Source organism: Montanilutibacter psychrotolerans (genome assembly GCF_003719825.1).
Taxonomy (GTDB): Bacteria; Pseudomonadota; Gammaproteobacteria; order Xanthomonadales; family Xanthomonadaceae; genus Montanilutibacter; species Montanilutibacter psychrotolerans.
On record NZ_RIBS01000001.1, the window covers coordinates 196854 to 218857 of the forward strand.

17 protein-coding genes, 1 pseudogene and 1 riboswitch are annotated in these 22004 nt (G+C 69.8%); of the genes and pseudogenes, 8 read left to right on the forward strand and 10 right to left on the reverse strand.

Features of this window, described 5'->3' with window-relative positions; genetic code table 11:
- Positions 1 to 4: 4 nt before the first annotated feature.
- A riboswitch (SAM riboswitch) is annotated at positions 5 to 130 on the forward strand.
- 65 nt (positions 131 to 195) lie between these two features.
- The 3 genes and pseudogenes from metX to EER27_RS00800 form a co-directional block, all read left to right on the forward strand.
- Positions 196 to 1254 (forward strand): annotated as a pseudogene (gene metX, locus EER27_RS00790) (homoserine O-succinyltransferase MetX); the annotation flags it as partial.
- Positions 1255 to 1337: 83 nt separating this feature from the next.
- Positions 1338 to 2564: an O-succinylhomoserine (thiol)-lyase gene (locus EER27_RS00795; RefSeq protein WP_123086129.1), complete on the forward strand. Its 1227-nt coding sequence runs from the start codon at positions 1338 to 1340 to the stop codon at positions 2562 to 2564.
- On the forward strand, positions 2561 to 3742 hold the full coding sequence (locus tag EER27_RS00800) for a homoserine dehydrogenase (protein WP_123086130.1): 1182 nt from the start codon (positions 2561 to 2563) through the stop codon (positions 3740 to 3742). The genes EER27_RS00795 and EER27_RS00800 overlap by 4 nt, the downstream gene beginning before the upstream one ends.
- 79 nt (positions 3743 to 3821) lie before the next feature.
- On the opposite strand, the gene EER27_RS00805 is transcribed toward EER27_RS00800, so the two are convergent.
- Positions 3822 to 4955: a phytase gene (locus EER27_RS00805; protein WP_425480807.1), complete on the reverse strand. Its 1134-nt coding sequence runs from the start codon at positions 4953 to 4955 to the stop codon at positions 3822 to 3824.
- Positions 4956 to 5201: 246 nt separating this feature from the next.
- Between EER27_RS00805 and EER27_RS00810 the strand changes: the two genes are divergently transcribed.
- Positions 5202 to 7616, forward strand: a complete 2415-nt coding sequence (locus EER27_RS00810; protein ID WP_123086131.1) for a TonB-dependent receptor plug domain-containing protein — start codon at positions 5202 to 5204, stop codon at positions 7614 to 7616.
- 73 nt (positions 7617 to 7689) lie between these two features.
- On the opposite strand, the gene EER27_RS00815 is transcribed toward EER27_RS00810, so the two are convergent.
- Positions 7690 to 9072 (reverse strand): L-serine ammonia-lyase, encoded by a 1383-nt coding sequence (locus tag EER27_RS00815; protein WP_123086132.1) that lies wholly within the window; start codon positions 9070 to 9072, stop codon positions 7690 to 7692.
- Positions 9073 to 9238: 166 nt separating this feature from the next.
- Between EER27_RS00815 and EER27_RS00820 the strand changes: the two genes are divergently transcribed.
- Positions 9239 to 9475: a glutaredoxin family protein gene (locus EER27_RS00820; RefSeq protein WP_123086133.1), complete on the forward strand. Its 237-nt coding sequence runs from the start codon at positions 9239 to 9241 to the stop codon at positions 9473 to 9475.
- 107 nt (positions 9476 to 9582) lie between these two features.
- On the opposite strand, the gene EER27_RS00825 is transcribed toward EER27_RS00820, so the two are convergent.
- Genes EER27_RS00825 through EER27_RS00835 form a run of 3 tightly spaced genes read right to left on the reverse strand, consistent with a single transcriptional unit; the run spans position 9583 to position 11445 of the window.
- On the reverse strand, positions 9583 to 10158 hold the full coding sequence (locus tag EER27_RS00825) for a YceI family protein (RefSeq protein WP_123086134.1): 576 nt from the start codon (positions 10156 to 10158) through the stop codon (positions 9583 to 9585).
- Positions 10148 to 10735, reverse strand: a complete 588-nt coding sequence (locus EER27_RS00830; protein ID WP_123086135.1) for a cytochrome b — start codon at positions 10733 to 10735, stop codon at positions 10148 to 10150. Before EER27_RS00830 ends, EER27_RS00825 begins: the two co-directional genes overlap by 11 nt.
- Positions 10732 to 11445: a YceI family protein gene (locus tag EER27_RS00835; RefSeq protein WP_123086136.1), complete on the reverse strand. Its 714-nt coding sequence runs from the start codon at positions 11443 to 11445 to the stop codon at positions 10732 to 10734. Before EER27_RS00835 ends, EER27_RS00830 begins: the two co-directional genes overlap by 4 nt.
- 282 nt (positions 11446 to 11727) lie before the next feature.
- Between EER27_RS00835 and EER27_RS00840 the strand changes: the two genes are divergently transcribed.
- Together EER27_RS00840 and EER27_RS00845 are read left to right on the forward strand one after the other, a co-directional pair.
- Positions 11728 to 15501 (forward strand): hybrid sensor histidine kinase/response regulator, encoded by a 3774-nt coding sequence (locus tag EER27_RS00840; protein WP_223807107.1) that lies wholly within the window; start codon positions 11728 to 11730, stop codon positions 15499 to 15501.
- Positions 15502 to 15579: 78 nt separating this feature from the next.
- Positions 15580 to 16614, forward strand: a complete 1035-nt coding sequence (locus tag EER27_RS00845; protein WP_148040883.1) for a hypothetical protein — start codon at positions 15580 to 15582, stop codon at positions 16612 to 16614.
- Positions 16615 to 16847: 233 nt separating this feature from the next.
- Here EER27_RS00845 and hemE read toward each other — a convergent pair whose 3' ends face one another.
- The 3 genes from hemE to EER27_RS00860 all read right to left on the reverse strand — a co-directional run bounded on the left by hemE (position 16848) and on the right by EER27_RS00860 (position 19406).
- Entirely contained in the window at positions 16848 to 17933 is a 1086-nt protein-coding gene (hemE, locus tag EER27_RS00850) for a uroporphyrinogen decarboxylase (protein WP_123086138.1), read from the reverse strand.
- Between the two features lie 203 nt (positions 17934 to 18136).
- A complete protein-coding gene (locus tag EER27_RS00855) occupies positions 18137 to 18391 on the reverse strand; it encodes a WGR domain-containing protein (RefSeq protein ID WP_123086139.1) in 255 nt (84 codons plus the stop codon).
- A gap of 61 nt (positions 18392 to 18452) precedes the next feature.
- Positions 18453 to 19406 (reverse strand): GlxA family transcriptional regulator, encoded by a 954-nt coding sequence (locus EER27_RS00860; RefSeq protein ID WP_123086140.1) that lies wholly within the window; start codon positions 19404 to 19406, stop codon positions 18453 to 18455.
- A 93-nt stretch (positions 19407 to 19499) separates the two neighbouring features.
- On the opposite strand from EER27_RS00860, the gene EER27_RS00865 reads away from it, so the two are divergent.
- Positions 19500 to 20132, forward strand: a complete 633-nt coding sequence (locus EER27_RS00865; protein ID WP_123086141.1) for a cysteine hydrolase family protein — start codon at positions 19500 to 19502, stop codon at positions 20130 to 20132.
- Positions 20133 to 20225: 93 nt separating this feature from the next.
- Here the strand turns inward: EER27_RS00865 and aroB are convergent, their stop codons facing one another.
- A complete protein-coding gene (gene aroB / locus EER27_RS00870; RefSeq protein WP_123086142.1) occupies positions 20226 to 21374 on the reverse strand; it encodes a 3-dehydroquinate synthase in 1149 nt (382 codons plus the stop codon).
- Positions 21371 to 21919 (reverse strand): shikimate kinase, encoded by a 549-nt coding sequence (locus tag EER27_RS00875; protein ID WP_123086143.1) that lies wholly within the window; start codon positions 21917 to 21919, stop codon positions 21371 to 21373. Before EER27_RS00875 ends, aroB begins: the two co-directional genes overlap by 4 nt.
- Positions 21920 to 22004 lie beyond the last annotated feature (85 nt).

Sequence of the window (22004 nt, forward strand, 5' to 3'; positions counted from 1 at the left end):
GCGTCATCCATCGAGACCGGCAGAGGGACAGGCCCTTTGAAGCCGGGGCAGCCAGCGGGGCAAATGCCTTGCCAGGTGCCAAATCCTGCGGTGCACCGCGCCTGGCGCGGTGTTCACCGGAAGATGGTTGCGACCCGCCTGTGTGCGGGTGCGGCAACGCCGGCTCGATGGTCCCGCCCACTGCCGGACACCGCCATGAGCCTTGCTGCCAACGACACCCATCCCGACCACGGCAACCTCGATCGCCCCGAGAGCGGCGCCGCGGCGCACGACGCGCGGCATTACCCCGTCGCCGCGCCACGCGATGACGTGCGTGGCGAGCTGACACTCGCCATCGATCTGCGCCATGCCGGTCGGCGCGTGGTGCGCCTGCGTTACCGCACCCTCGGTGATGCCGCGCTGCCGGCGGTGTTCGTTGCCGGCGGTATCTCGGCCGGGCGTGAACTGGTCGGCGACGCAACGGTGAGCGGCTGGTGGGATGCGCAGGTCGGCCAGGGACGGGCGCTCGATCCCGCGCGCCACCGCCTGGTGGCATTCGACTGGCTTGGCGCAGACGGCGCGCTCGACGCGGTGATCGATCCGGCCGACCAGGCCGACGCCATCGCCGCGTTGTTGTCCGCCCTCGGCATCGAACGGCTGTCGGCATTCGTGGGTTGTTCGTACGGCGCGATGGTGGGGCTGCAGTTCGCCGCGCGTCACGCCGAACGCGTCGGCCGCGTGGTCGCCATCAGCGGCACGCACCGCGCGCACCCGTATGCCAGCGCCTGGCGCGCCCTGCAGCGGCGCGCGCTTGCGCTGGGCGCGCTGCAATGCGACGAAACCCACGGCCTCGCGTTGGCGCGGCAGTTCGCGATCCTCAGCTATCGCACGCCCGAAGAGTTCGCGGCGCGCTTCGGCGCTTGCGAGGTCGTCGACGGCCGCGTGCGCGCCGGGGCCGAGGACTATCTCGACCATTGCGGCGCCGCGTACTCCGCGCGCACCTCGACCGTCGCCTACCAGCGACTGTCCGAATCGATCGACCTGCAGGCGCTGGAACCGGAGTCGATCGGCGTGCCGGTGACGGTGGTCGCGGTGGCCGAAGACCGTCTGGTGCCGGTCGAGGACGCCTACACCCTGGTCGAGCGTCTGCGCGGCGAGACCCGGCTTTGCGTGCTGCGCTCGAAGTACGGCCACGACGCCTTCCTCAAGGAGGAGGCGGAGATCGCACGGATCCTGAGCGAGACGTTCGTCGACAGCGACGTGGGCGAGTCGGCAGGGACCGCCGCCAACGGCGGTGACGCGATCGGAGACGGCGCTACTGCCACCGATGTCGCAGGCTGCAACGTGGCGGTGGCGGCATGAGCGCGTCGGCCGTGGGCGGCGCCGGCCGTCACACGTGTACCGCGGCGGTGCGTGCGGGCATCGATCGCGACACCGCGTTCGGTGCGGTCACGCCACCGCTGGTGCTGTCGTCGAACTTCAGCTTCGCCGGCTTCAATGACAAGCGCCAATACGACTACACGCGCAGTGGAAACCCCACGCGCGACCTGCTCGGCGAAGCGCTTGCCGAGCTCGAAGGCGGCGCCGGCGGCGTGGTCACCGCGACCGGAATGGCCGCGATCACCCTGGTGCTGCACGCCTGCCTCAAGCCCGGCGATCGCCTCGTCGTGCCGCACGATGCCTACGGTGGCAGCTGGCGGCTGTTCAATGCCTTGGCGACCAAGGGTGCGTTCGAGCTGCTGACGGTCGACCTCACCAACCCGCGTGCGCTCGCCGAAGCACTGGCCACCGGCCCGGCCGTGGTCTGGGTGGAAACGCCGTCCAACCCCCTGCTGCGCATCACCGACCTGCGCTTCGTGATCGACGCCGCGCATGCCGCGGGCGCCATCGCGGTGGTCGACAACACGTTCCTGTCGCCGGCGCTGCAGCGGCCGATCGACTTCGGTGCCGATCTGGTCGTGCATTCCACCACCAAGTACATCAATGGCCACAGCGACGTGGTGGGTGGCGCCGTGGTGGCGCGCGAGGCGCAGCTGCACCAGCAGCTGACCTGGTGGGCCAACGCGCTGGGCATCACCGGATCGCCGTTCGACAGCTTCCTGACGCTGCGAGGCCTGCGCACGCTGGGCGCGCGCCTGCGCGTCCATCAGGACAACACCGCCGCGCTGGTCGAGTTGCTGGACAACCACCCGGCGGTACGCAAGGTGCACTACCCGGGCCTGGCATCGCACACCGGACACGCGGTGGCCGCGCGCCAGCAAAGCGGCTTCGGCGCGATGCTGAGCGTGGAACTGCACACCGGTCAGCAGGGCGGCGACGAGGTGGTGCGCGCGTTCCTCGATGGCCTGCAGTGCTTCACGCTGGCCGAATCTCTGGGCGGCGTGGAGAGCCTGATCGCGCACCCGGCGACCATGACCCACGCGGCCATGACGCCGCAGGCGCGCGCGGCGGCCGGTATTGGCGATGGCTTGCTGCGGCTGTCGGTTGGCATCGAGCATGTCGACGACCTGGTGGCGGATATCGGTGCTGCGCTCGAGCGTGCACAGGCCGCCCTGGACGAAGCCGGAAAACGGGTCGTCGGATGAATGCCGTCGCCGTCGAATCCGGTCGGCGGCCGCGTGCCGCCGTCGAACCCACGCCGGCACCGGCACGCATCGCGCTGCTCGGTACCGGCACGGTGGGCAGCGCGGTGCTGGAGAGGCTGTCGGCATGGGAAGGCACGCCGTACGGCGCGCGCCTGTCGCTGATGCACGTGGCGAACTCGCGCGTGGCGGCCAGCGGTGCCGGCCTGTGCCCGCGCGTCGCCCGATCGCTGCTGGCGGGGGCGAACGGACCGGCGAATGCCGGCAGTGCCGCCGCCGCGGCACTGCCGAGCGAAGCGGGAGCCGGGCTGCACGTCAGCGATCTCGATGGCGTGGCCACGGCGTTGCGTGGCGAGGGTCCGCGCATCGTCATCGACGCCACCGCCAGCGGCGCGGTGGCCGAACGTCACGCGCCATGGCTTGCGCAGGGCATCCACGTGGTCACCGCGTGCAAGCTCGGCCAAGGCACATCGCTGGCGGGCTGGCGGGCCATCCGCGATGCCGCCGCCCGCGGCGGCACGCGCTACGGCGACAGCGCGACGGTGGGAGCGGGCCTGCCGCTGCTGCGCTCGATCCGCGAACTGCGTGAGGGTGGCGACCGCATCCACGCCATCGCCGGCGTGCTGTCCGGATCGCTGGCATGGCTGTTCAACCATTACGACGGCCTGCGCCCGTTCTCGGGTTTCGTCCGCGAAGCGCGCGACGCCGGCTACACCGAACCCGATCCACGCGATGACCTGTCGGGCGAAGACGTTCGGCGCAAGCTGCTGATCCTCGCGCGCGCCGCAGGTTTCGAACTGGAATCGGCGGACGTCGAGGTGGCATCGCTGGTGCCGCCGTCGTTGGCGGCACTGTCCACGTCCGAACTCGACGCGGCATTGCCGCAGCTCGACACCGTGTTGCGCGATCGCTACGCCGCTGCGTGGAAGCACGGCGAGAAGCTGCGCTTCATTGCGCGCCTGGAGCGCGCCGCCGACGGCGCGATGCGCGCCCGGGTGGGCCTGGAGTCGCTGGCGGCCGATCATCCCCTCGCCGGTGGCGCCGGCACCGACAACCGCCTTGCGATCTGGTCCGACCGCTATCAGGCGCAGCCGTTGCTGCTGCAAGGCCCCGGTGCCGGCGCGGCGGTCACTGCCGCGGGCCTGCTGGACGACGTGCTGCGCATCGCGCGGGCGGCGTAGCGGCCGGCAGGGGCCGTCCGCCGCGGCGCGCGTCTGGTCCGTCAGACCGCGCCGGCCACCGTTGCCCGGGCGGTGTGGCTCAGGCGCAGCGCTCGCGCAGGTTCAACGCGCGCGCCACGTCGCGCCAATCGAACGCCGCCACCGCCTGGTCGTCGTGCACGGCGTAGAACACGCCGGCCGGGAACGCCGGCGTCGCCGCCTGGTGCAGCCACACGCCGTCGGTGTTGGCGACCACCTTGCCGGCGAACGCGCCCAGGTGCTCCAGGCTCGCGCGATCCCACACGTGGAACAGGCTGCGATCCTTGAACTGATCGGTGCTGATCCAGTAGCCACTGCCGTCGGCGCATTGCCACAGCGCGATGCCCTCGGCCTGCGCCTTGTAGCGGTCCAGTCCGATGGTGCGCTGCCGATAGCGGCCTTGCAGGTCGTACTCGCGCACCGCGGTGCCGGTGGTCACGTCCTCTTCGGCGATCAGCAGGCGATCGTGCGCCGGATCGCCCCAGATCGATTCGGGAATGCGGATGGCGCCATCTGCTGCGGTGTCGCCAATCGAACCCACGTGACGGGCCTGGATCGCATCGCCGTGACGCTCGACGCGGTACCGCTGCACGCGGCGGTCGAGCTTGGCCAGCGCGGGCATCACGCCTTCGCCTGCCGCATCCACGCCGTCCATGTACGCATCGGTTACCAGCACGTCGATTGCACCGTCGGGCAGCGTGCGCGCCCACATGCCGTACGGCTGCACCAGCTCCTGCATGCCGAAGGTGCCCAGCAGCGCCAGCGACGGCAACGCCAGCACCTGGACGCGGTGGTTGTCGCGCTCGACCACCATCAGCATCGAATCGATCGCGAAGATCCCGTTCGGCCGGCGGAACTGCCCGGGCGCGCCACCGCTGCTGCCGTGGAACGAACGCGTCGCGCCGGTTGCGCCGTCGAACAATGCCAGGCGGTCGCCCTGCTTCGAGGTCGCCGCCACCCACAGGTGCCGATCCGGATCGACCCAGGCCACGGGCGAGTCGAGATTCTCCTCGGGCATCGACACGCTCACGAATGCCTCTGCGACCACGGCGTGGGCAATCTTCTCGCGCGCCAACAGCGGGTCGTGGTCGGCGCCCTCGTCGGGCTCAAGCTGGGCATCACGGTTGCCGACCGTCGCGGCCGCGCTGGTGCCGGCGGTGGCGGCCGGCGCGGTGCTCGCGCAGGACAGGAGCAGCAACAGCGAAGCGCTGCCGATCAGTCGAATGCCGGTAGAGGTGAGGTTCAAGAATCGACTCCGATGGGCGGCCGCGGGCCGCGGTGAACCGACGTTTGTAACCGTCGATTGTGTCGGCAGCGTGTCGTCGTCGGCGCCGACGGGCGATCGCGACGTGCGTCATCAAGCGCGACACTGGCCGTCATCGTCCCGCCATCGCCGCCGCCTACAACACCGGGTTTGCCACGCAGCGGAGCACCCGGTCAGATGCGCAACAACCTCCTGGCGACGAGCCTTTCCCGAGCACTGGCCGGAGCGACAATGCTCGCCGCCGCCCATGCCGCCATCGCGCAGGATGCGCCCATCGCCGCCGCCACACCGCCGGCGCTCCTAGCCAGCACCGATCAGGCCAGCAGCGGTCAGGCGAGCCTTCCGGCGGCCGTGACGAGCGCGATCGAACTCGACAGCGTCGTCGTGCAAGGCGAGATCGTCTACCGCGACCGCAGCGACGCGCTCGCGCCAACGCTGAGCTATGACCTCGCGTACTTCCAGCGCTTCGAGCCGCTGACCGTCGGCGACATGCTCAAGCGCGTGCCGAGCGTGGCATTCGTGTCGGACGTGCTCGAGTACGACGGTGCGCGTCTTCGCGGCCTCGATCCGGGCTACACGCAGGTGTTGGTCAACGGAAAGAAGGTGCCCGGCGCGAGCGACGATCGTTCGTTCTTCGTCGATCGAATCCCGGCCGAGCTCGTCGAACGCGTCGAGATCGTGCGCAACACCAGTGCCAATCGCTCCGGCGATGCCGTGGCCGGTGCGCTCAACATCGTCCTGCGCGACGCCTACGAGTTCGACGGAGCCTACGTGCGCGCTGGTGGCATGCGCTACGACGACGGCGATCTCAAAGGCACCGCCGGCGCGGTGGCCGGTGGCGAGGTGGGCGGAGGTCGCCTGCTGGGCGGCATCAACGTGCAGGAACGCTACAACCCCAAGCTCAAACGCAGCGATCGATTCGACGGCCTGCGCGGTGCGTTCGTCGATCGCGAAGACCAGGACGACACGCGCGATGGCACCGACTGGTCCGCCAATGCGTCCTACAGCCGCGACGTCGGCGGCGGCAAGCTGAGTCTGTCGGGCCTGGTCGTGCGTACCGATCGCACCGAGACCGAAAACTCGATCGAATACAACGACCCGTCCAGCACCTCGCGCGCCAATCTGTTGTCGATCAACCGACAGGTCGTCGACATCGATCAACGCACGACCGCGCTGTCGGGTGGCTACGCATTCGACATGGCCGGCGGGCGCAGCGATATCGATCTGTCGTGGTCGCGCTTCCAGGGCGAATCGATCGATGTCGAAGAGGAGAGCGGTTTCGATGACGAGGACGCGCCGCCCAGCTTCGATGAGCGTGAGGGGACGCGCATCCTGGCCGATGTCGACGATCGCGAACTCACCGCGTCGTTCTCGCACGAGCGCGACCTGAAGGCAGGCGTCGTCGTCGAGTTCGGTGTCGACTACAGCCAGAAGCGTCGCGACAACACGCTACGCACCAGTGAAGTGGACACCGACGAGGAAGGCGCGCCGTTGCCGGCGTACGACGACTATGCGGCGCAGGGCAGTCGCATCGAGGAGCGCCGTGTCGACCCGTACCTGATGTTCTCCCGTCGCGGCGGCGCGGTGGAATGGGAGGCGGGTCTGCGCTACGAGACCACCCGCGTCGATATCGCGTCGACGGTCGAGGGCGTGCGCGACGCACGTGCCAACGACTACGCCACGCTGCTGCCGTCCGCGCACCTGCGCTGGAACGTCGACGACGCCAATCGCCTCAACCTGTCCCTCGGCCGCAGCGTGCGCCGCCCGGGTTTCAACCAGGTGCTGCCGCTGCTGCTGGAGGGCGAGTTCGGCGACAACGACTTCATCGGGAATCCGCAGCTCGATCCGGAGGTTGCCAATGGCATCGACCTGGGGTGGGAGCATCGCCTTGGCCGCCGCGGCATCGTCGGCGTGAACCTGTTCTATCGCGACGTCGGCAACCTGATCGAGGTCGTCAACACCGGCGCGCCCAGTGCGGCCGCGGTGGAGGACTACGAAGACGACGTCGCCGATTTCCTCGACGACCACCCGGGCGCCGACGAGAACACGCCGGGCTACCCGCAGTTCGACCCGGACAGCTTTGTCCACACCGCGCGCAATGTCGGTGACGGCGCGGTGTACGGCATCGAGCTGGATGCCTCCACGCCGCTGACGGCGATCGGCCTGGAGCACACCGGCGTGTTTCTCAACTACTCGTGGCTCAACAGCCGGGTCGATGACTTCCTCGGCCAGCGCCGCTTCAACGATCAGGCGCGCAACGTGCTGAACGTCGGTTTCATCCAGGACCTGCCGACACTGGGCGCCGCATTCGGTGTCAGCTACCGCCGCCAGGGCGATGCGTTCTCGCGCGTGCTGGCCGAGGAAATCCAGACCCGCTACGGCGCGGACCTGGAGGTGTTCATCGAGAAGCGATTCGGCGAGGACCTGTCGCTGCGACTGACCGGATCGAACCTGCTGGACGCGTCCAAGGACGAGGTGTTCCACAAGTTCGACAACGGAGCCGATCAGCGGAACCGCGACTACGACGAGTACGAGGTCGAGCGCGAGACGGCTGGTCCGGTCTACCAGTTGGTGGCGCGCTACTCGTTCTGATCTGGCGCCGCTGCAAGAATGAGCGGGGAGACGGCGCGCGCTGGGCGATTGCCCGGCGCGCGCCAGGCCCGGCTCAGCACTCGATCACGTTGACCGCCAGGCCGCCGCGCGAGGTTTCCTTGTACTTGTCCTGCATGTCGCGGCCGGTGTCGCGCATGGTCTTGATGACCTTGTCGAGGCTGACCTTGTGCTTGCCGTCGCCGCGCATCGCCATGCGGCTGGCATTGATCGCCTTGACCGAACCCATCGCGTTGCGCTCGATGCACGGGATCTGCACCAGGCCGCCGATCGGGTCGCAGGTCAGCCCCAGGTTGTGCTCCATGCCGATCTCGGCCGCGTTCTCGACCTGTCCCGGGCTGCCACCCAGTGCCGCGGTGAGGCCCGCGGCGGCCATCGAGCAGGCAACACCGACCTCACCCTGGCAACCGACTTCCGCGCCGGAGATCGAGGCGTTTTCCTTGTAGAGGATGCCCACCGCGGCGGCGGTCAGAAGGAACGTGCGGATCCCCTCGACGTTGGCGCCTGGGCAGAAGCGGTCGTAGTAGTGCAGTACCGACGGGATGATGCCGGCCGCGCCATTGGTCGGCGCGGTGACCACGCGGCCGCCGGCGGCGTTTTCCTCGTTGACTGCGAGCGCGTACAGGTTGACCCAGTCGAGCGTGGTCAGCGGGTCGCGCATCGCCGCCTCGGGCTTGGACGTGAGCTCGGCATGCAGCGACGGCGCACGACGCGCGACGTGCAGCCCGCCGGGCAACGTGCCGCTCGCGCGGATGCCGCGCGCAACGCAGGCCTGCATCGCGATCCAGATCTCGTCGAGGCCGGCGTTGATCTCGTCGGGCGTGCGCCAGGCCTGTTCGTTGGCGAACATCAGCTCGGCGATGCTCAACCCGCTCTCCGCGCATTGAGCGAGCAGCTGGTCGCCGGAGTGGAACGGATGGGGCAGCGGGGTTTCATCGGCGACGATGCGGTCTTCGGCCGCCTCGTCCTGGTTGACCACGAAGCCGCCGCCGACCGAGTAGTAGTCGCGCGTGGCGATCACCTCGCCCTTGGCGTCGAAGGCGGTGAAGCGCATGCCGTTGGTGTGGAACGGCAGCTTCTGGCGCTTGTTCATGATGAGGTCGTGCTTCTCGTCGAAGCCGATCTCGTGCCTGCCGAACAGGCGGATGCGCTTCTCCGAACGGATGCGCTCGAGCGCGCCCGGGATGACGTCGGGGTCGATCAGGTTTGGCCAGTGACCTTCCAGGCCCATCAGCACCGCCTTGTCGGTGCCATGACCGCGGCCGGTCAGGGCGAGCGAGCCGAACACTTCAGCCCGCAGTCGCGCGGTGCGTTCGAGGTCGTTGTTCTCGACCAGCCAGCGTTCGACGAAACGCGCCGCGGCGCGCATCGGCCCGACGGTGTGCGAGGAGCTCGGCCCGATGCCGATCTTGAACAGGTCGAAACTGCTGACGGCCACTAGCCTCTCCATCCGAGCGGAATCGGAATCGCGCGAAGCCCGCGCCAGTTGGCGGGGCGGGGACGGCTATTCTACGCGCCGCAACCCTCGCCCCCGCCGATGTAGCGTTCGACGCAGTTCACCATGCGGTGGCGTATCCAGGAAACCTTGCCGAGACAGGCTATCGATGCCGACGCTGACCCTGTTCCAACGTGACGATTGCCACCTGTGCGACCTCGCGCTCGAGGTGCTCGCGGCTGCGCGTGTCCCCGAGTTCGACAGTGTGTTCATCGACGACGACGCGTCGCTGGAAGAACGCTATGGCACGCGCGTGCCGGTGCTGCGCGACGAGGACGGCGGGAGCGAACTCGACTGGCCGTTCGACGCGGCGCGTCTGGCGGGCTTTCTCGGCGCGGCCGGGTAAGCGACCGCGTCGGAACCATCGAGTGACGTGACGGTCGCGCAGGGCAATGGCGATGCCGCATTGCCGCGCGCGACGCGTTGCTCACTCCGCTTGGCGCATGCCTCGCCTCACGGCGCGGGCGTGAACACCACGCGAGTGCTGACGGCCACCTCGTTGGGGATCAGCGCCGTGTCGGCCCATTCGCCACCGCCGACGTTGAAGTCCAGGCGGCGCACGGTGGCCTTGCCGGTCAGCATCGGGCGGGGGCCATCGGTCCAGGTGAAGGTCAGCGTCACCGGCTTGTCGACACCGCGCAGGCTCATCGTGCCGTCGGCGGCGTACTGGTTGCCGCCGAGGCTGCGGAACCGGGTTGCCACGAAACGCGCCTGCGGAAAGCTGCGCGCGCTGAAGAACTCCGCGCCCAGCAGGGTCTCGTCGCGTTCGGCGTTGGCGGTGGTGGTGCCGGCCAGCGGGATCGTGACATCGAGCTTCGCGCCCGCAAGCTGCTTGGGGTCGAAGCTGAGCCGCGTGGTGAACGCCGGGAAGCGGCCGGTGAACACCTCGCCCTGGTAGTGCGTGGCAAAGGTCAGGCTGGAACCCGCGGCCTGCACGTAGTTGCCTGCCGCGGCCGGCATCGCGGCCAACGCGAGCGCGGAGGAAAGCACCACGGCGGAAAGCTTCAGGGCGGAACGCTCAAACGACATCGTGGATCTCCTGCGTGCGCGCATCGGCGCGGTTGCGGCGCGGCAACATCCGCACCAGGGTGGCATCGTTCTGGAACAGGTGGTGGTAGAACGCGGCGGCGGCGTGCGCGACCACCAGCGCCAACAGCAGCCAGAAGCCGTTCTCGTGCAGCATCTTGGCCAGTTCGCTCAAGCCTTCGTTTCGGGCCGCGATTGCCGGCAAGTTGAACAGGCCGAACCACTGCAGCGGATAGCCGGACGACGAATTGAACAGCCAGCCCGTCAGCGGCATGGCGAACATCAACACGTACAGCGCGCCGTGGGTCAGCGAGGCGACGCGCTCCTGCCACCGCGGCGTGCCGGCGACCGGGCGCGGCGTGCCGGCGTAGAGCCGCCACGCCAGGCGGACCGCAACCAGCGCCAGCAGCGTCAGCCCAAGCGACTTGTGCAGGGCGTAGACGCGGATCTTCGACGGTCCGTTGTGGAGGTCGATCATCACCAGGCCGATGATCGCGATCGTGGCGATCAGCAGCACCACCGTCCAGTGCAGCAGCTGGCTGACAGGGCCCCAGCGGTCGTCGGTGTTTCGCAGGTTCATGGCGTGGGTTCCGGTACGGGTTCGGGTTCGCGAGTGGGCTGGGAAGAAGAGGCGGGCAGGGTGGGATCGGGTTCGGGCGCGGGCGCGTCGTCGAGCGGGTCGTCGTCATCGGCGCTGCGAACGCGGACGGCCTCGGCCTCGATGCGCAACTGCACTTCGTCGCCGATCACCGACTTCCAGGCGTCGATGCCGAATTCGGCACGACTCAGCGTGGCGGTGGCGGTGAAGCCGGCGGTTCGACGGAACGGCGGCAGCGGGTGGCGCTTGAGTGCGTTCAGCGTGACGTCCATGCACAGCGGCCGGGTCACCCCGTGGAGGCTGAGTTCACCGCACGCGCGCGCGTGGTCGGCGTCGACCGCTTCGACCTTCGTCGAAACGAAGCGCGCGACCGGGTGGCGCTCGCCATCGAGCAGATTGCCGGCCAGCACCGCGGTGTTCCAACCGGCATCGCCCAGGTCGAGTCGGGTCAACGGGACGGTGACCTCCAGCCGGGCGCCCTGCCAGTGGTCGCGATCGAAATGCAGCGTGCCGGTGCTGCCGGAAATCGTCCCGAGCGCGTTGGAGAAGCCCGCGTGGCTTACCGTGAACAGCACGCGCGTGTGCACGGGGTCGAGCGACCAGGCATCGCCGGCCAGCGCCGAAGGCGTCGCGACCAGCAGCGCCAGCAGCGCGGCTGACACGCGGACGGCGCGGGTAAGGGCTTGGCGCATGCGGCTCCTCGGTGCGGTGGCGGGCGGGCAACGCCGCCGGTGGGGCGGCTCCCGAACCGGGCGAGCGTCAGGGCCGGCCAGGGTGCGGCTTGGCAGAATACTAGGTGCGGTCGCGTGAACCGACCCGCGCGCGGTGCAACGATGCGTTGCAGACCGGCAGATCCTCCAGCAGCTTGGGCTTGCCAGCGCAATGGTGGTTGGCTGAGGCTAGCGGTCGGGAAAGCGCGCGGCAGGATGCCCGCGGACAGCCCGTCGTGGGATGGGACTTGGGAGGGACACCAGATGCGGGCAGGTCGCGAGTACGCGGGATCCAAGCGGCCCTGGCGCCGGTTGGCGGCGCTGGCGTGCATCGCCGGCATGCTGGTCATCGGGGCGGGCACCGCGCGGCAGGTCGCCACGTCGGCCGCCGACTTCTCCATCGCGCCAGCCTTACCCCGGACGGGCGCGGCCGCGCAGCCGGCTGCGTCCACCCGCCATGCACCCGCGCCGCCGGCGCCTGCGCACCGCGCGGGGATACCCGAGTCGCCGCGGGTGCGTGCGGTCGGAGTGGCCGAAGGCCTGCCGTCGAGCACCGTGACCGGCATGGCGTTCGACCATTCCGGCTACCTGTGGGTCGCCACGGTCGACGGTCTGGCCCGGTACGACGGCATATCGGTACGCGTGTGGCGGCACGTGCCCGGCGATGCGGCATCGCTGCCGGGCAACTATGTCGAGGACGTCCACGTGGACGCCCAGGATCGCGTCTGGGCATCGGTGGAAGGACGCGGCCTCAGCGTTCTCGATCCGCAACGCCGCGGCTTCCGTCACTACAGCAAGGCGACCGTCGCGCAGATCGGCAGCGACGACGTGTGGGCGATCACCAGCCGTGGCGACGAGATCTGGTTCGGCACCTTCGGCGGCGGCCTGTACCGGATTGCCGGCGACGGCCGCGTGAGCCGCTTCATGCCCGATCCGCGCGACCCGCACAGCCTGCCGTCCGACACCGTGCTGTCGCTGGCATTCGACCCGACCGGCGATCTGTGGATCGGCACCCGGGCGGGACTGGCGCGCTGGAACGGTCGGACGTTCGACCGGCTCGAACTGCCCGGCGAATCATCGGCGCCGATGGTCTATTCGGTGACCCCCCAGGGGTCCGCGTTGTGGGTGGGAGCGCGCACCGGCGTGTTTCGTCGCGAGGACGATGGACGCTGGACCAACCCGCCGTGGTCGGCGATGTTCGAGGCGCCCAACGCGGTGTTCGATGTTGCGCCCGACGGCGCTGGCCAGTACTGGCTGGGCAGCCAGCGCAACCTCTGGCACGTGGTGCCGGGCGAGTCGCCGCTGCCGGTGACCAGCGGGCGCCAGGGACCGGCGCGCGCGGTGACCCAGGTGCTGCGCCAGAAGGACGGTGCACTGTGGTTTCCGCTGGCCGGTCGCGGGTTGGGCTACCTGCGTGCGGACTGGCGCCGGGTGGCGCAGTTTTCACGCGCACAGGGCGAGCTGATCGGCGAGCTGTATCGCGCGGTGACGCCGTCCCTCCACGGCGGCTGGTGGGTGGTCGGCGCGCGCGGCGAAGTCGAACGGATCGATCGCGACGGCCGCGTGCTGGCCATCAATGAGGTTCTGCGGGAGCAGTTGAGCGAGTACAAACCGCTGTCCGCGGTCGAGGATCGCCAGGGCCGCCTGTGGTTGGGCGGCAGCAACTTGCTGCGACGCATCGACGGCAACCAGCTGCGCACCTGGAACGGGGACAGCGGGGCCGACGCGCCGCCCGACGGTGCGATCGTCCTGTTCGCGATCGCGCCCGACGGCAGCCTATGGTTGTCCAGCGCGGGCGCCGGATTGCAACGTCGCGACCCCGACAGCGGCCGCGTGCTGAAGGTCATCCAGTCCGGGCCCGAGCAGGGGCTCGGCGTCGGCGATCTGGAAGCGATGCGCTTCGACCGCGACGGCCGGCTGTGGATTGCCGGCGACAACGGGCTGGCGGTGTGGAACCCCTCGGCCGACCGCTTCGAGCAAGCGGTCGGCATCACGGGCGACCGCGTGTTCGGCTTCGATTTCGACGGGGCCGACGGGCTGTGGCTGCAGCGCCTGTCGGGGCTCGAACGCTATCGCCGCGACGGTGCCCGGTGGCGGCGCACCGCGCGCGCGTCGATCGAGGAGGGCATCCCCGCGGTCGAAGGGTCGGGGCTGCACGTCGATCGCCACGGGCGCGTCTGGCTGGCCACCCTGCGCGGTCTGTTCCGCTGGGACCCGCAGCAACGCCGGCTGCGTCGCTTCGGGCTGGCCGATGGGTTCAGCAGCCAGGAGTTCGTCGACCACTCGACCACGCTCGATGGCCACGGGGTGCTCGGCGCCGGACTGGAGGACGGTGGCGTGGTGCTGGTGGACACGCTGGCGCCGGATCTGCCGGCGCAGACACCCAAGCTGCAGGTGGAGCCGGTGGAAGTGCGTCGACACGGACGCTGGCTGGAGCTTCCCGGACGTGCCGATGCGCAGGCCGCCGATGCGTGGCCGACGCTGGCGCCGAACGATCGCGAGCTGCGTCTGCAGCTGCGCCTGCTGGCGTTCGAGGACCCGGGCAGCAACCTCTACTTCAGCCGGCTGGAAGGCTATGACGCGGACTGGGTGGCGCACGGTGGCAATGGCGATCGCGTGTTCGCCGGCCTGCCTGCGGGCAACTACGTGCTGCGCGCGCGCGCGGTCGACGCCGCACGCAATCCGGCGATCGAACGGGTCCTGCGTTTCCGTGTGCAACCGCCGTGGTGGCGTACGCGATGGGCCTATGCCGGCGCCATCGCGCTGGTGCTGCTGGTGGCCTGGTGGATCGCCAGCGCGTGGCGTGCGCGTCTACGGCGGCGAAACGCGCAATTGCGCGCCGAACACGAGCGCGAAGTGGCCGAGCACGCGTCGCAGGCCAAGACCCAGTTCCTGGCCACGCTGGGCCACGAGGTACGCACGCCGATGACCGGCGTGCTGGGCATGAGCGAACTGCTGCTCGCCACGCCGCTGGACCAGCGGCAGCGCGGCTATGCCGAGGCGATCCACGGCGCCGGTGGGCACCTGCTGCGGCTGGTCAACGACGCACTCGACCTGGCGCGCGTGGAGGCCGGCAAGCTGGCGCTGGGCGACGAACCGTTCGACCTGCGACGGCTGGTCGACGAGGTCGCCGCGCTGATGGCGCCGCTGGCGCGCCGGCGTGGGCTGACGTTTGACTTGCACGTTTCCGACGACGCGCCGCACTGGGTGCGCGGCGACAGCGTCCGCGTGCGCCAGGTGCTGCTGAACCTGATCGGAAACGGGGTCAAGTTCACCGCGCAGGGCCGTGTGTGGTTGGGCGTGCAAGGCCTGGAGCCGACGGGCGCACGCTTCGAGATCGGTGATACCGGCCCCGGCCTCAACACCGAGCAGCAGGCACGTCTGTTCCGGCGCTTCGAGCAGGCCGAAGGTGCGCGCACCAGCGCGCGCTACGGCGGCAGCGGTCTTGGCCTGGCGATCAGCCAGGAGCTGGCGGCCGCGATGGCCGGCACGATCGCCGTCGACAGCACGCCGGGCCAGGGCACACGCTTCATCGTGGCGCTGCCGCTGGCGCCGGCCGAACCCGCGGTCGATGCCGACGCGGCGGCGTGGCCGGCATCGACGCTCCATGCCCATGAGGAGACCGGTGGGCTCGATCTGTTGCTGGTCGAGGACGACGCCACCGTGGCCGAAGTCGTGATCGGCCTGCTGCAATCGCTGGGCCATCGCGTCAGCCATGCGGCGCACGGTCTGGCAGCGCTGTCGGAGGTCGCCTCGGGGCGCCATGACATCGCGCTGCTGGACCTCGACCTGCCGGGTATCGACGGCTTCGCGCTGGCCCGGCAGTTGCGGAGCCTCGGGTTCACCGCGCCGCTGGTGGCGATCACCGCGCGTGCCGACGCAGAGGCCGAGCCACTGGCGATGGCCGCCGGGTTCAACCACTTCGTGCGCAAGCCGGTCACGGCGGCAATGCTGGCCAGGGCGATCGCGACGGTTCGTGCGCACGATGCCCGCGCGCTGCCGTCCGTCGACCCCGATGTGGCCAAAGACGCGTTATAGACCTGCATTGCGTCATGTTGGGGCCGGTCGGCGCGACGGCTCCGCCGCCAGGTCAGTTCGCCCTTCAGGAGTCCGCGAATGAAGTACCGCTCCCCGCATGCCATGGCGCTTTGCCTGGCCTTCGCCCCGATGCTGGCTGCGGGAGCACCCGTCGGCGCATCGGCGCTGGCATCGGATGCCCCGTCCTCCGCGGCCGCATCGACCACCGCTGCCCCTGCGGGCGAGACCGTCGCGAAGATGCCCTTCCTGGGCGGATTCCTGCGCGAAAGCCGGATCGTGTACCCGCTGGAAATCGACGGCTGGACCGCCATTGGCGAGCACCTCTACGACGACCAGCAATACGGCGTGTCGGTGCGCTATGCCGACGGCAAACGCGAGGACCGCTGGATCGACGTGTTCTTCTATCCCGCCGGCGTGCTCGATGAGGAGGACTTTGGCGAGGCCGCGCGCAACGAAGTCGAGATTCTGCGTCTGAGCGCGCGCCCCGGCGGCTACGACAGCGTGGAACTGGGCGAACTGCAACGCCTGGCGTTGCCGGTGCGTGAACGAAACCGAAGCAGCGAAGCCAAGCCCGGCGACGTCTACTACAGCCTCGACATGGAGCACCGCCGTGAAGGCCGGACGATGAGTTCGGCGATGGTGCTGTTGCTGGATCGCCTGTATTTCGTCAAGGGACGCTTCAGCGTCGATGTCGGCAAGGGTTCGCGTCGCCACGCGCGCGAAAGGCTGGAACGTTTCATGGTCGAACTGCGGGCGGCCACCTCGATCGCCAGCACGGGCGATTGCTGGATGCCGCTGCCGATCGAGCAGTTGCCCCCCGACGCGCCCGCGCCAGCCGACGCGGCGATGGCCAGCGAGTCCGGTGGCGTGCGCAGCTACCTGGTGCGCGATCGCGTGGTGTCCACGGTGGTGGACGATCCGCAGGCCGAGCTGCTGATGATGGCGGGAATGACGATGCGCAATCGCATCTTCCCGGGGTGCGAGCCTGCCGAAGGGCTCAATCCGCTGGTTCCGGAGGGCAAGCGCGAGATCCGCCTCGAGTACCGGGCGCTGGAGGCCGTCGAGCCCGGATCGGTCCGTCCGCTTCGCACGCGCAAGGCAGGGCTGGGCTAGCTCGCGTCTGGGCAAGCCCGCATTTGGGCAAGCGTCGACCGGTCGAGTCGACCGGGTGCGGGTCGGTGTCACGCGTCGGCCCGGCCGGCCTGAAGCGCCCGCCGTGTGCTGACGCCGAAGGTTGCCCCTGGATGCGAACGACGCATCGCGCCAGCGCGTCGCGCCAGATCTCCGCGTGGGAGATGCCCCCGCGTGGGAGATTCCTCCACGCGGGAGATCCGGCCGTGCCGCGATCAGATCTGCCGTTGCGCGCTGAGTTCGTGCACCGCGTTGACCAGCACCGCCACGTGCTCGGGCTGCATGTCCGGCGACAGGCCATGGCCGAGGTTGAACACGTGGCCTTCGCGCGAGCCGCCGTTGCCGATCGCATAGCTGTCGAGCGCGTGGCCGACGGCGTGGCGGATGGCGTCGGGCTGGGCGTACAGCGCCACCGGGTCGAGGTTGCCCTGGATGGCCACGTTGCCGCGCGTGCGGCGTGCCGCTTCGCCCAGTTCGACCGTCCAGTCCACGCCCACCGCTTCGGCGCCGCAGACAGCCAGGTCTTCGAGGTAGCCCGCATTGCCCTTGCCGAACAGGATCAGCGGCGTGTTGTCCGCGCCGTCGCCACGCGGCAGCTCCGCGGCGATGCGCTGCAGGTAACGCAGCGAGAACTCGCGGTACATCGCCGGCGACAGCACGCCGCCCCAGGTATCGAACACCTGCAGCGCCTGCGCGCCGGCGGCGCGTTGCGCCGAGAGGTAGGCGATCACCGCGTCGGTGGTGACCTCGAGCAACCTGTGCATCGCCGCCGGGTCGTTCATCGCCAGCGACTTCACCTTGGCGTAGTTGCTGCTGCCGCCGCCTTCCACCATGTAGCAGGCCAGCGTCCACGGGCTGCCGGAGAAACCGATCAGCGGCACCGATCCGTCGAGCTCGCGGCGGATCGTGCGCACGGCGTCCATCACATAGCGCAGCTCACCTTCCATGTCGGGCACCGCGAGGCGGTCGATGTCGGCCGCGCTGCTGATCGGACGCTCGAACTTCGGGCCCTCGCCATCGACGAAGTACAGGCCGAGGCCCATGGCGTCGGGCACGGTGAGGATGTCCGAGAAGAGGATCGCGGCGTCGAGCGGGAAACGGCGCAGCGGCTGCAGGGTGACTTCACAGGCCAGCTCGGGGTTCTTGGCCAGGTTGAGGAAGCTGCCAGCCTGCGCGCGCGTTGCGCGGTACTCGGGCAGGTAGCGGCCGGCCTGGCGCATCAGCCACACCGGCGTGCGGTCGACGGGCTCGCGGCGCAGGGCGCGCAGGAAACGATCGTTGCGTGGGGGTTCGGTCGACATGGGGGATCCGTAAGCGAGGGGCGATTGCAGCGCCAGGGAGTGGGAAGCGGGCGAGGTAATCAGGACGTAGTGATCAGGGGCAGTGATCAGAGAGAAGACGTCAGACCGAAGTGATCGACGGCGTTGGCCGGGTGCCGCGTGCGGTGACGCGTCGCGTGCGAGGCGACGGGAGTCCGTCGATGCGCGGGCAGTGCGTCACCGGGTCACCGCGGCGCATCCGCGCCCTGCACGAACATCAACTGGAAGCCACGCTTGAGCTGCGTGTCGCGGGCCTTCTCGAGAGCGGCCAATGCGGTTTCGCGGTCGAGGTACTGATCGCGGCGCAATTGGCTGCGGCCGCCGATCTGGCCGGACTCGCGCACCAGCGTCCAGCCGCCCAGCAGGTCGGCTTGCAGCATCAGTTGCACGAAGCGCGGGGCTTCGGGGCCGTCGGGCCGTTGTTGCAGTAGCAGTCGCATGGGCGGCAATTGTAGCCGCAGGGCTGCGACGGGCGTGGTACGGCGGCCTTGCTCTGCGCGGTCAATCGCCGCGGAACGCGCGCCGGTAGGCCGAGGGCGATGTGCGCAGTCCCGCCGCGAAGTGCTGCCGAAGCGATATCGCCGTACCGAACCCGGTGGCGGCGGCAACCGCTTCCAGAGGCTGATCGGTGGTTTCCAACAGCCGTTGCGCCTGCGCCAGGCGCTGGTTGACCAGCCATTGTCCGACCGTGGTGCCCGTGACCTGACGGAAGCGGCGGGTAAACGTGCGACGGCTCATCAGCGCGCGTTCGGCCAGCGCGTCCAGCGATTGCGGCTTGTCCAGGTGTTGCATCGACCAGGCCAGGACGCCGGCCATGCGGTCGTCCTGCGGCGAGTCGGGCAGCGGCTGCTCGATGTATTGCGATTGCCCGCCCTGGCGGTGCGGGGCGACCACCATCGCCCGGGCCACCCGTGCCGCAACGTCGGCACCATGACGCTGGCGCAGCACGTGCAGGCAGCAGTCGATGCCCGCGGCGGTGCCGGCCGATGTGACCAGGTCGCCGTCGTCGACGTAGAGCACGTCGGTCTGCAGCCTGACGCGCGGATAGCGCGTGGCGAAGTGCGCGCTCCACGCCCAATGGGTGGTGGCAGGCCGGTCGTCGAGCAGCCCGGCCTCTGCCAGCACGTACGTCCCCAGGCACAGGCCGACGATGCGCGCGCCGCGGGCATTCGCCGCGCGCAGCGCCTTCAGCAGCACTTCCGGCGGTCGCTCGTCGACATCGCGCCACGACGGGACGATCACGATCGACGCGTCGCGCAGACCGGACAGACCGCGCCGGGTTTCGATGGTGAACCCGGCGCTGGTGCGCAGCCGCCCCCGCTCCAGCGCACACACGCTCAGGTCGAAGGCGGGCGGGCCGTTGCCGATGCGGTCCCCGAACACCATGCAGGGCACGGACAGGTGGAACGGGCTGATCTGGTCGAAGGCGACCACGGCGATGCGTTCGATGCTCATGGCCCGATTCTATCGAAGAATGTCATTCGGGCCACTATCGCCGGCGCCGCGCCGCGGTAACAATTCCTCCACCAACCCACACGGAGTAACGCAATGGATCGCAAGCGCGCACTGATCGTCATCGATGTGCAGAACGAGTACTTCACCGGCGGACTGCCGATCGAGTACCCGCCGGTGTCCGGATCGGTGGTCAACATCGGCCGCGCGATGGACGCGGCCAAGGCGGCCGGCATTCCGGTGGTCGTGTTCCAGCACACCGAGCCGTCCGATTCGCCGGTGTTCGGCGAAGGCCAGCCCGGCTGGGAGCTGCATCCCACCGTGGGAAGCCGCCCGCGCGATCACTACCTGCGCAAGCAATGGCCGAGCGTGTTCACCGGCACCGGCCTGCGCGAATGGCTGTCCGAGCGCGGCGTCGACACGATCACCGTGGTCGGCTACATGACCCACAACTGCGACGCGTCCACGGCCTTCGAGGCGGCGCATTCGGGATTGCAGGTGGAATTCCTCGCCGATGCGAGCGGCTCGCTGCCGTACGAAAACGAGGCGGGCGCGGCGAGCGCGGAAGAGATCCACCGTGTCTTCAGCGTGGTGTTCCAGAGTCGCTTTGCCGCGGTGCTGGATACCGATCGCTGGATCGAGTTGGCGTCGTCGGGCGAGGGGTCGAGTGTCGACAACCCGCTGTCGTCCAACCGCCGCGCACGCGACCGCCGCGCGCAGGCTGCCTGATCGGGTAACGGCATCGGCTCCGTTGAACGGGGCCGATGCCTTCGGGCGGGCCATTCCACGGAACGGCATGGCACTGCCGGAGCGCATCCGCCGCTAGGCGTGCGCCGTCTCGCCGCGCAGTACCGCCAGCACCGCGTCGTCGGCCACGCCCGACACCACGCTTGCGCCGCCACGGCCGTCCCAGAGGATGAAGCGCAGGCCTGCGGCATCGGCCTTCTTGTCCAGGCGCATGCGGGCAAGCAGCGCGAGCGGGTCGAGTCCGTCTGGAATGGTGACGGGCAGGCCCAGGCGCTGCAGTAGCGAACGGAGTCGGTCACCGGCGGACGCATCGGCCAGCCCGAGCGCGCTGGACAACCCGGCGGCGAGCACCATGCCGACCGCCACGGCCTCGCCGTGGTTGAGGCCGTCGCCGATGGTGCCGGCGTAGCCCTGTTCGGTTTCGATCGCGTGGCCGAACGTGTGGCCGAAGTTGAGCAGCGCGCGGTCGCCACGTTCGAACGGGTCGCGTGCGACCACGGCCGCCTTGAACCGGCAGCAACGGGCAATGGCTTCGGCCAGCACGGCGTCGTCGCAACCCAGCAGCGCGTCGGCGTGCTGTTCGAGCCAATCGAGGAATGCGCCGTCATCGGGCTTCAGCGACGTGGCGATGGCGCCGTACTTGACCACTTCGGCCAGGCCCGCGCGCAGCTCACGCGGCGGCAGGCTGCGCAACGCGGTTGTATCGGCAACCACCGCGCGCGGCGGATGGAACGCGCCGGCCAGGTTCTTGCCGGTGGGCAGGTCGACCGCGGTCTTGCCGCCTACCGAGGAGTCGACCATCGCCAGCAGCGAGGTCGGCACCTGCACCACGTCGATGCCCCGCATCCAGCACGCTGCGGCGAACCCGGCCAGATCGCCGACCACGCCACCGCCCAGCGCAATCACGCTCGCGTCGCGGGTGGCGCCCAGCGCGGCGAGGGCATCGAGCACCTCGCCGAAGCGGGTGAGGGTCTTTTCCTGTTCGCCGGCCGGCATGACCCAGCGCGACAGCGCCAATCCCGGGCGAGCGGCGCGCAACGCCGCTTCGACACGCTGCGCGTACAGCGGCGCGACGTTGGCATCGCTGACCAGCAACGCATGGCGACCGCGCAGGCTGGCCGCGAGCAACGCGCCGTCGTCCAGCAGGCCGGGGCCGATGCTGATGGTGTAGTCGGGAACGCTGCTGGCGGTGGCCGCGACCGATACCGTGGCGATGCCGCTCATGCCACGGCTCCCTGCGCCGGCCGCTGCCACTGGCTGGCGAGCGCATCGGCCAGACGGTTGGCGACGTCGTCGGCGCTGAGGCCGTCCGTATCGATCGCCAGGTCGGCGACCTGCGCGTAGAGCGGCGCGCGGGCTTGCGCGAGCTCGCGCAGCACCGATTCGCGATCGTCACGGGCGAGCAGGGGGCGTGAGGTGTCGTCGGCCAGGCGCAGCAACTGGGCGGCGACACCGACCTGCAGGTGCACGACGAAACCGCGCGCGCTCACACAAGCACGGTTCGCCGGATCGAGCACCACGCCACCGCCGGTGGACAGCACCAGCCCATCGTCGGCCAGCAGCTCGGCCAGCAGCGCCGACTCGCGCGCCCGGAAACCGGCTTCGCCTTCGTCGGCGAAGATTGCCGCGACGCTTGCACCGGCGCGACGCACGAGTTCGTGGTCGAGGTCGATCGCACGCAGGCGCAAACGCGTGGCCAGGCGCGTGGCGAGGGTGGATTTGCCGGCGCCCATCGGGCCGACCAGGATCAGGTTGCTGGCAGGATTCATGCCGCAATTGTAGGTGAGGGAGGCGTGGCCGCGGCGGCCAGGCCCGGGGGCGGCGCGCCACCGACAAGGGCCTTTGGCGGCCGTC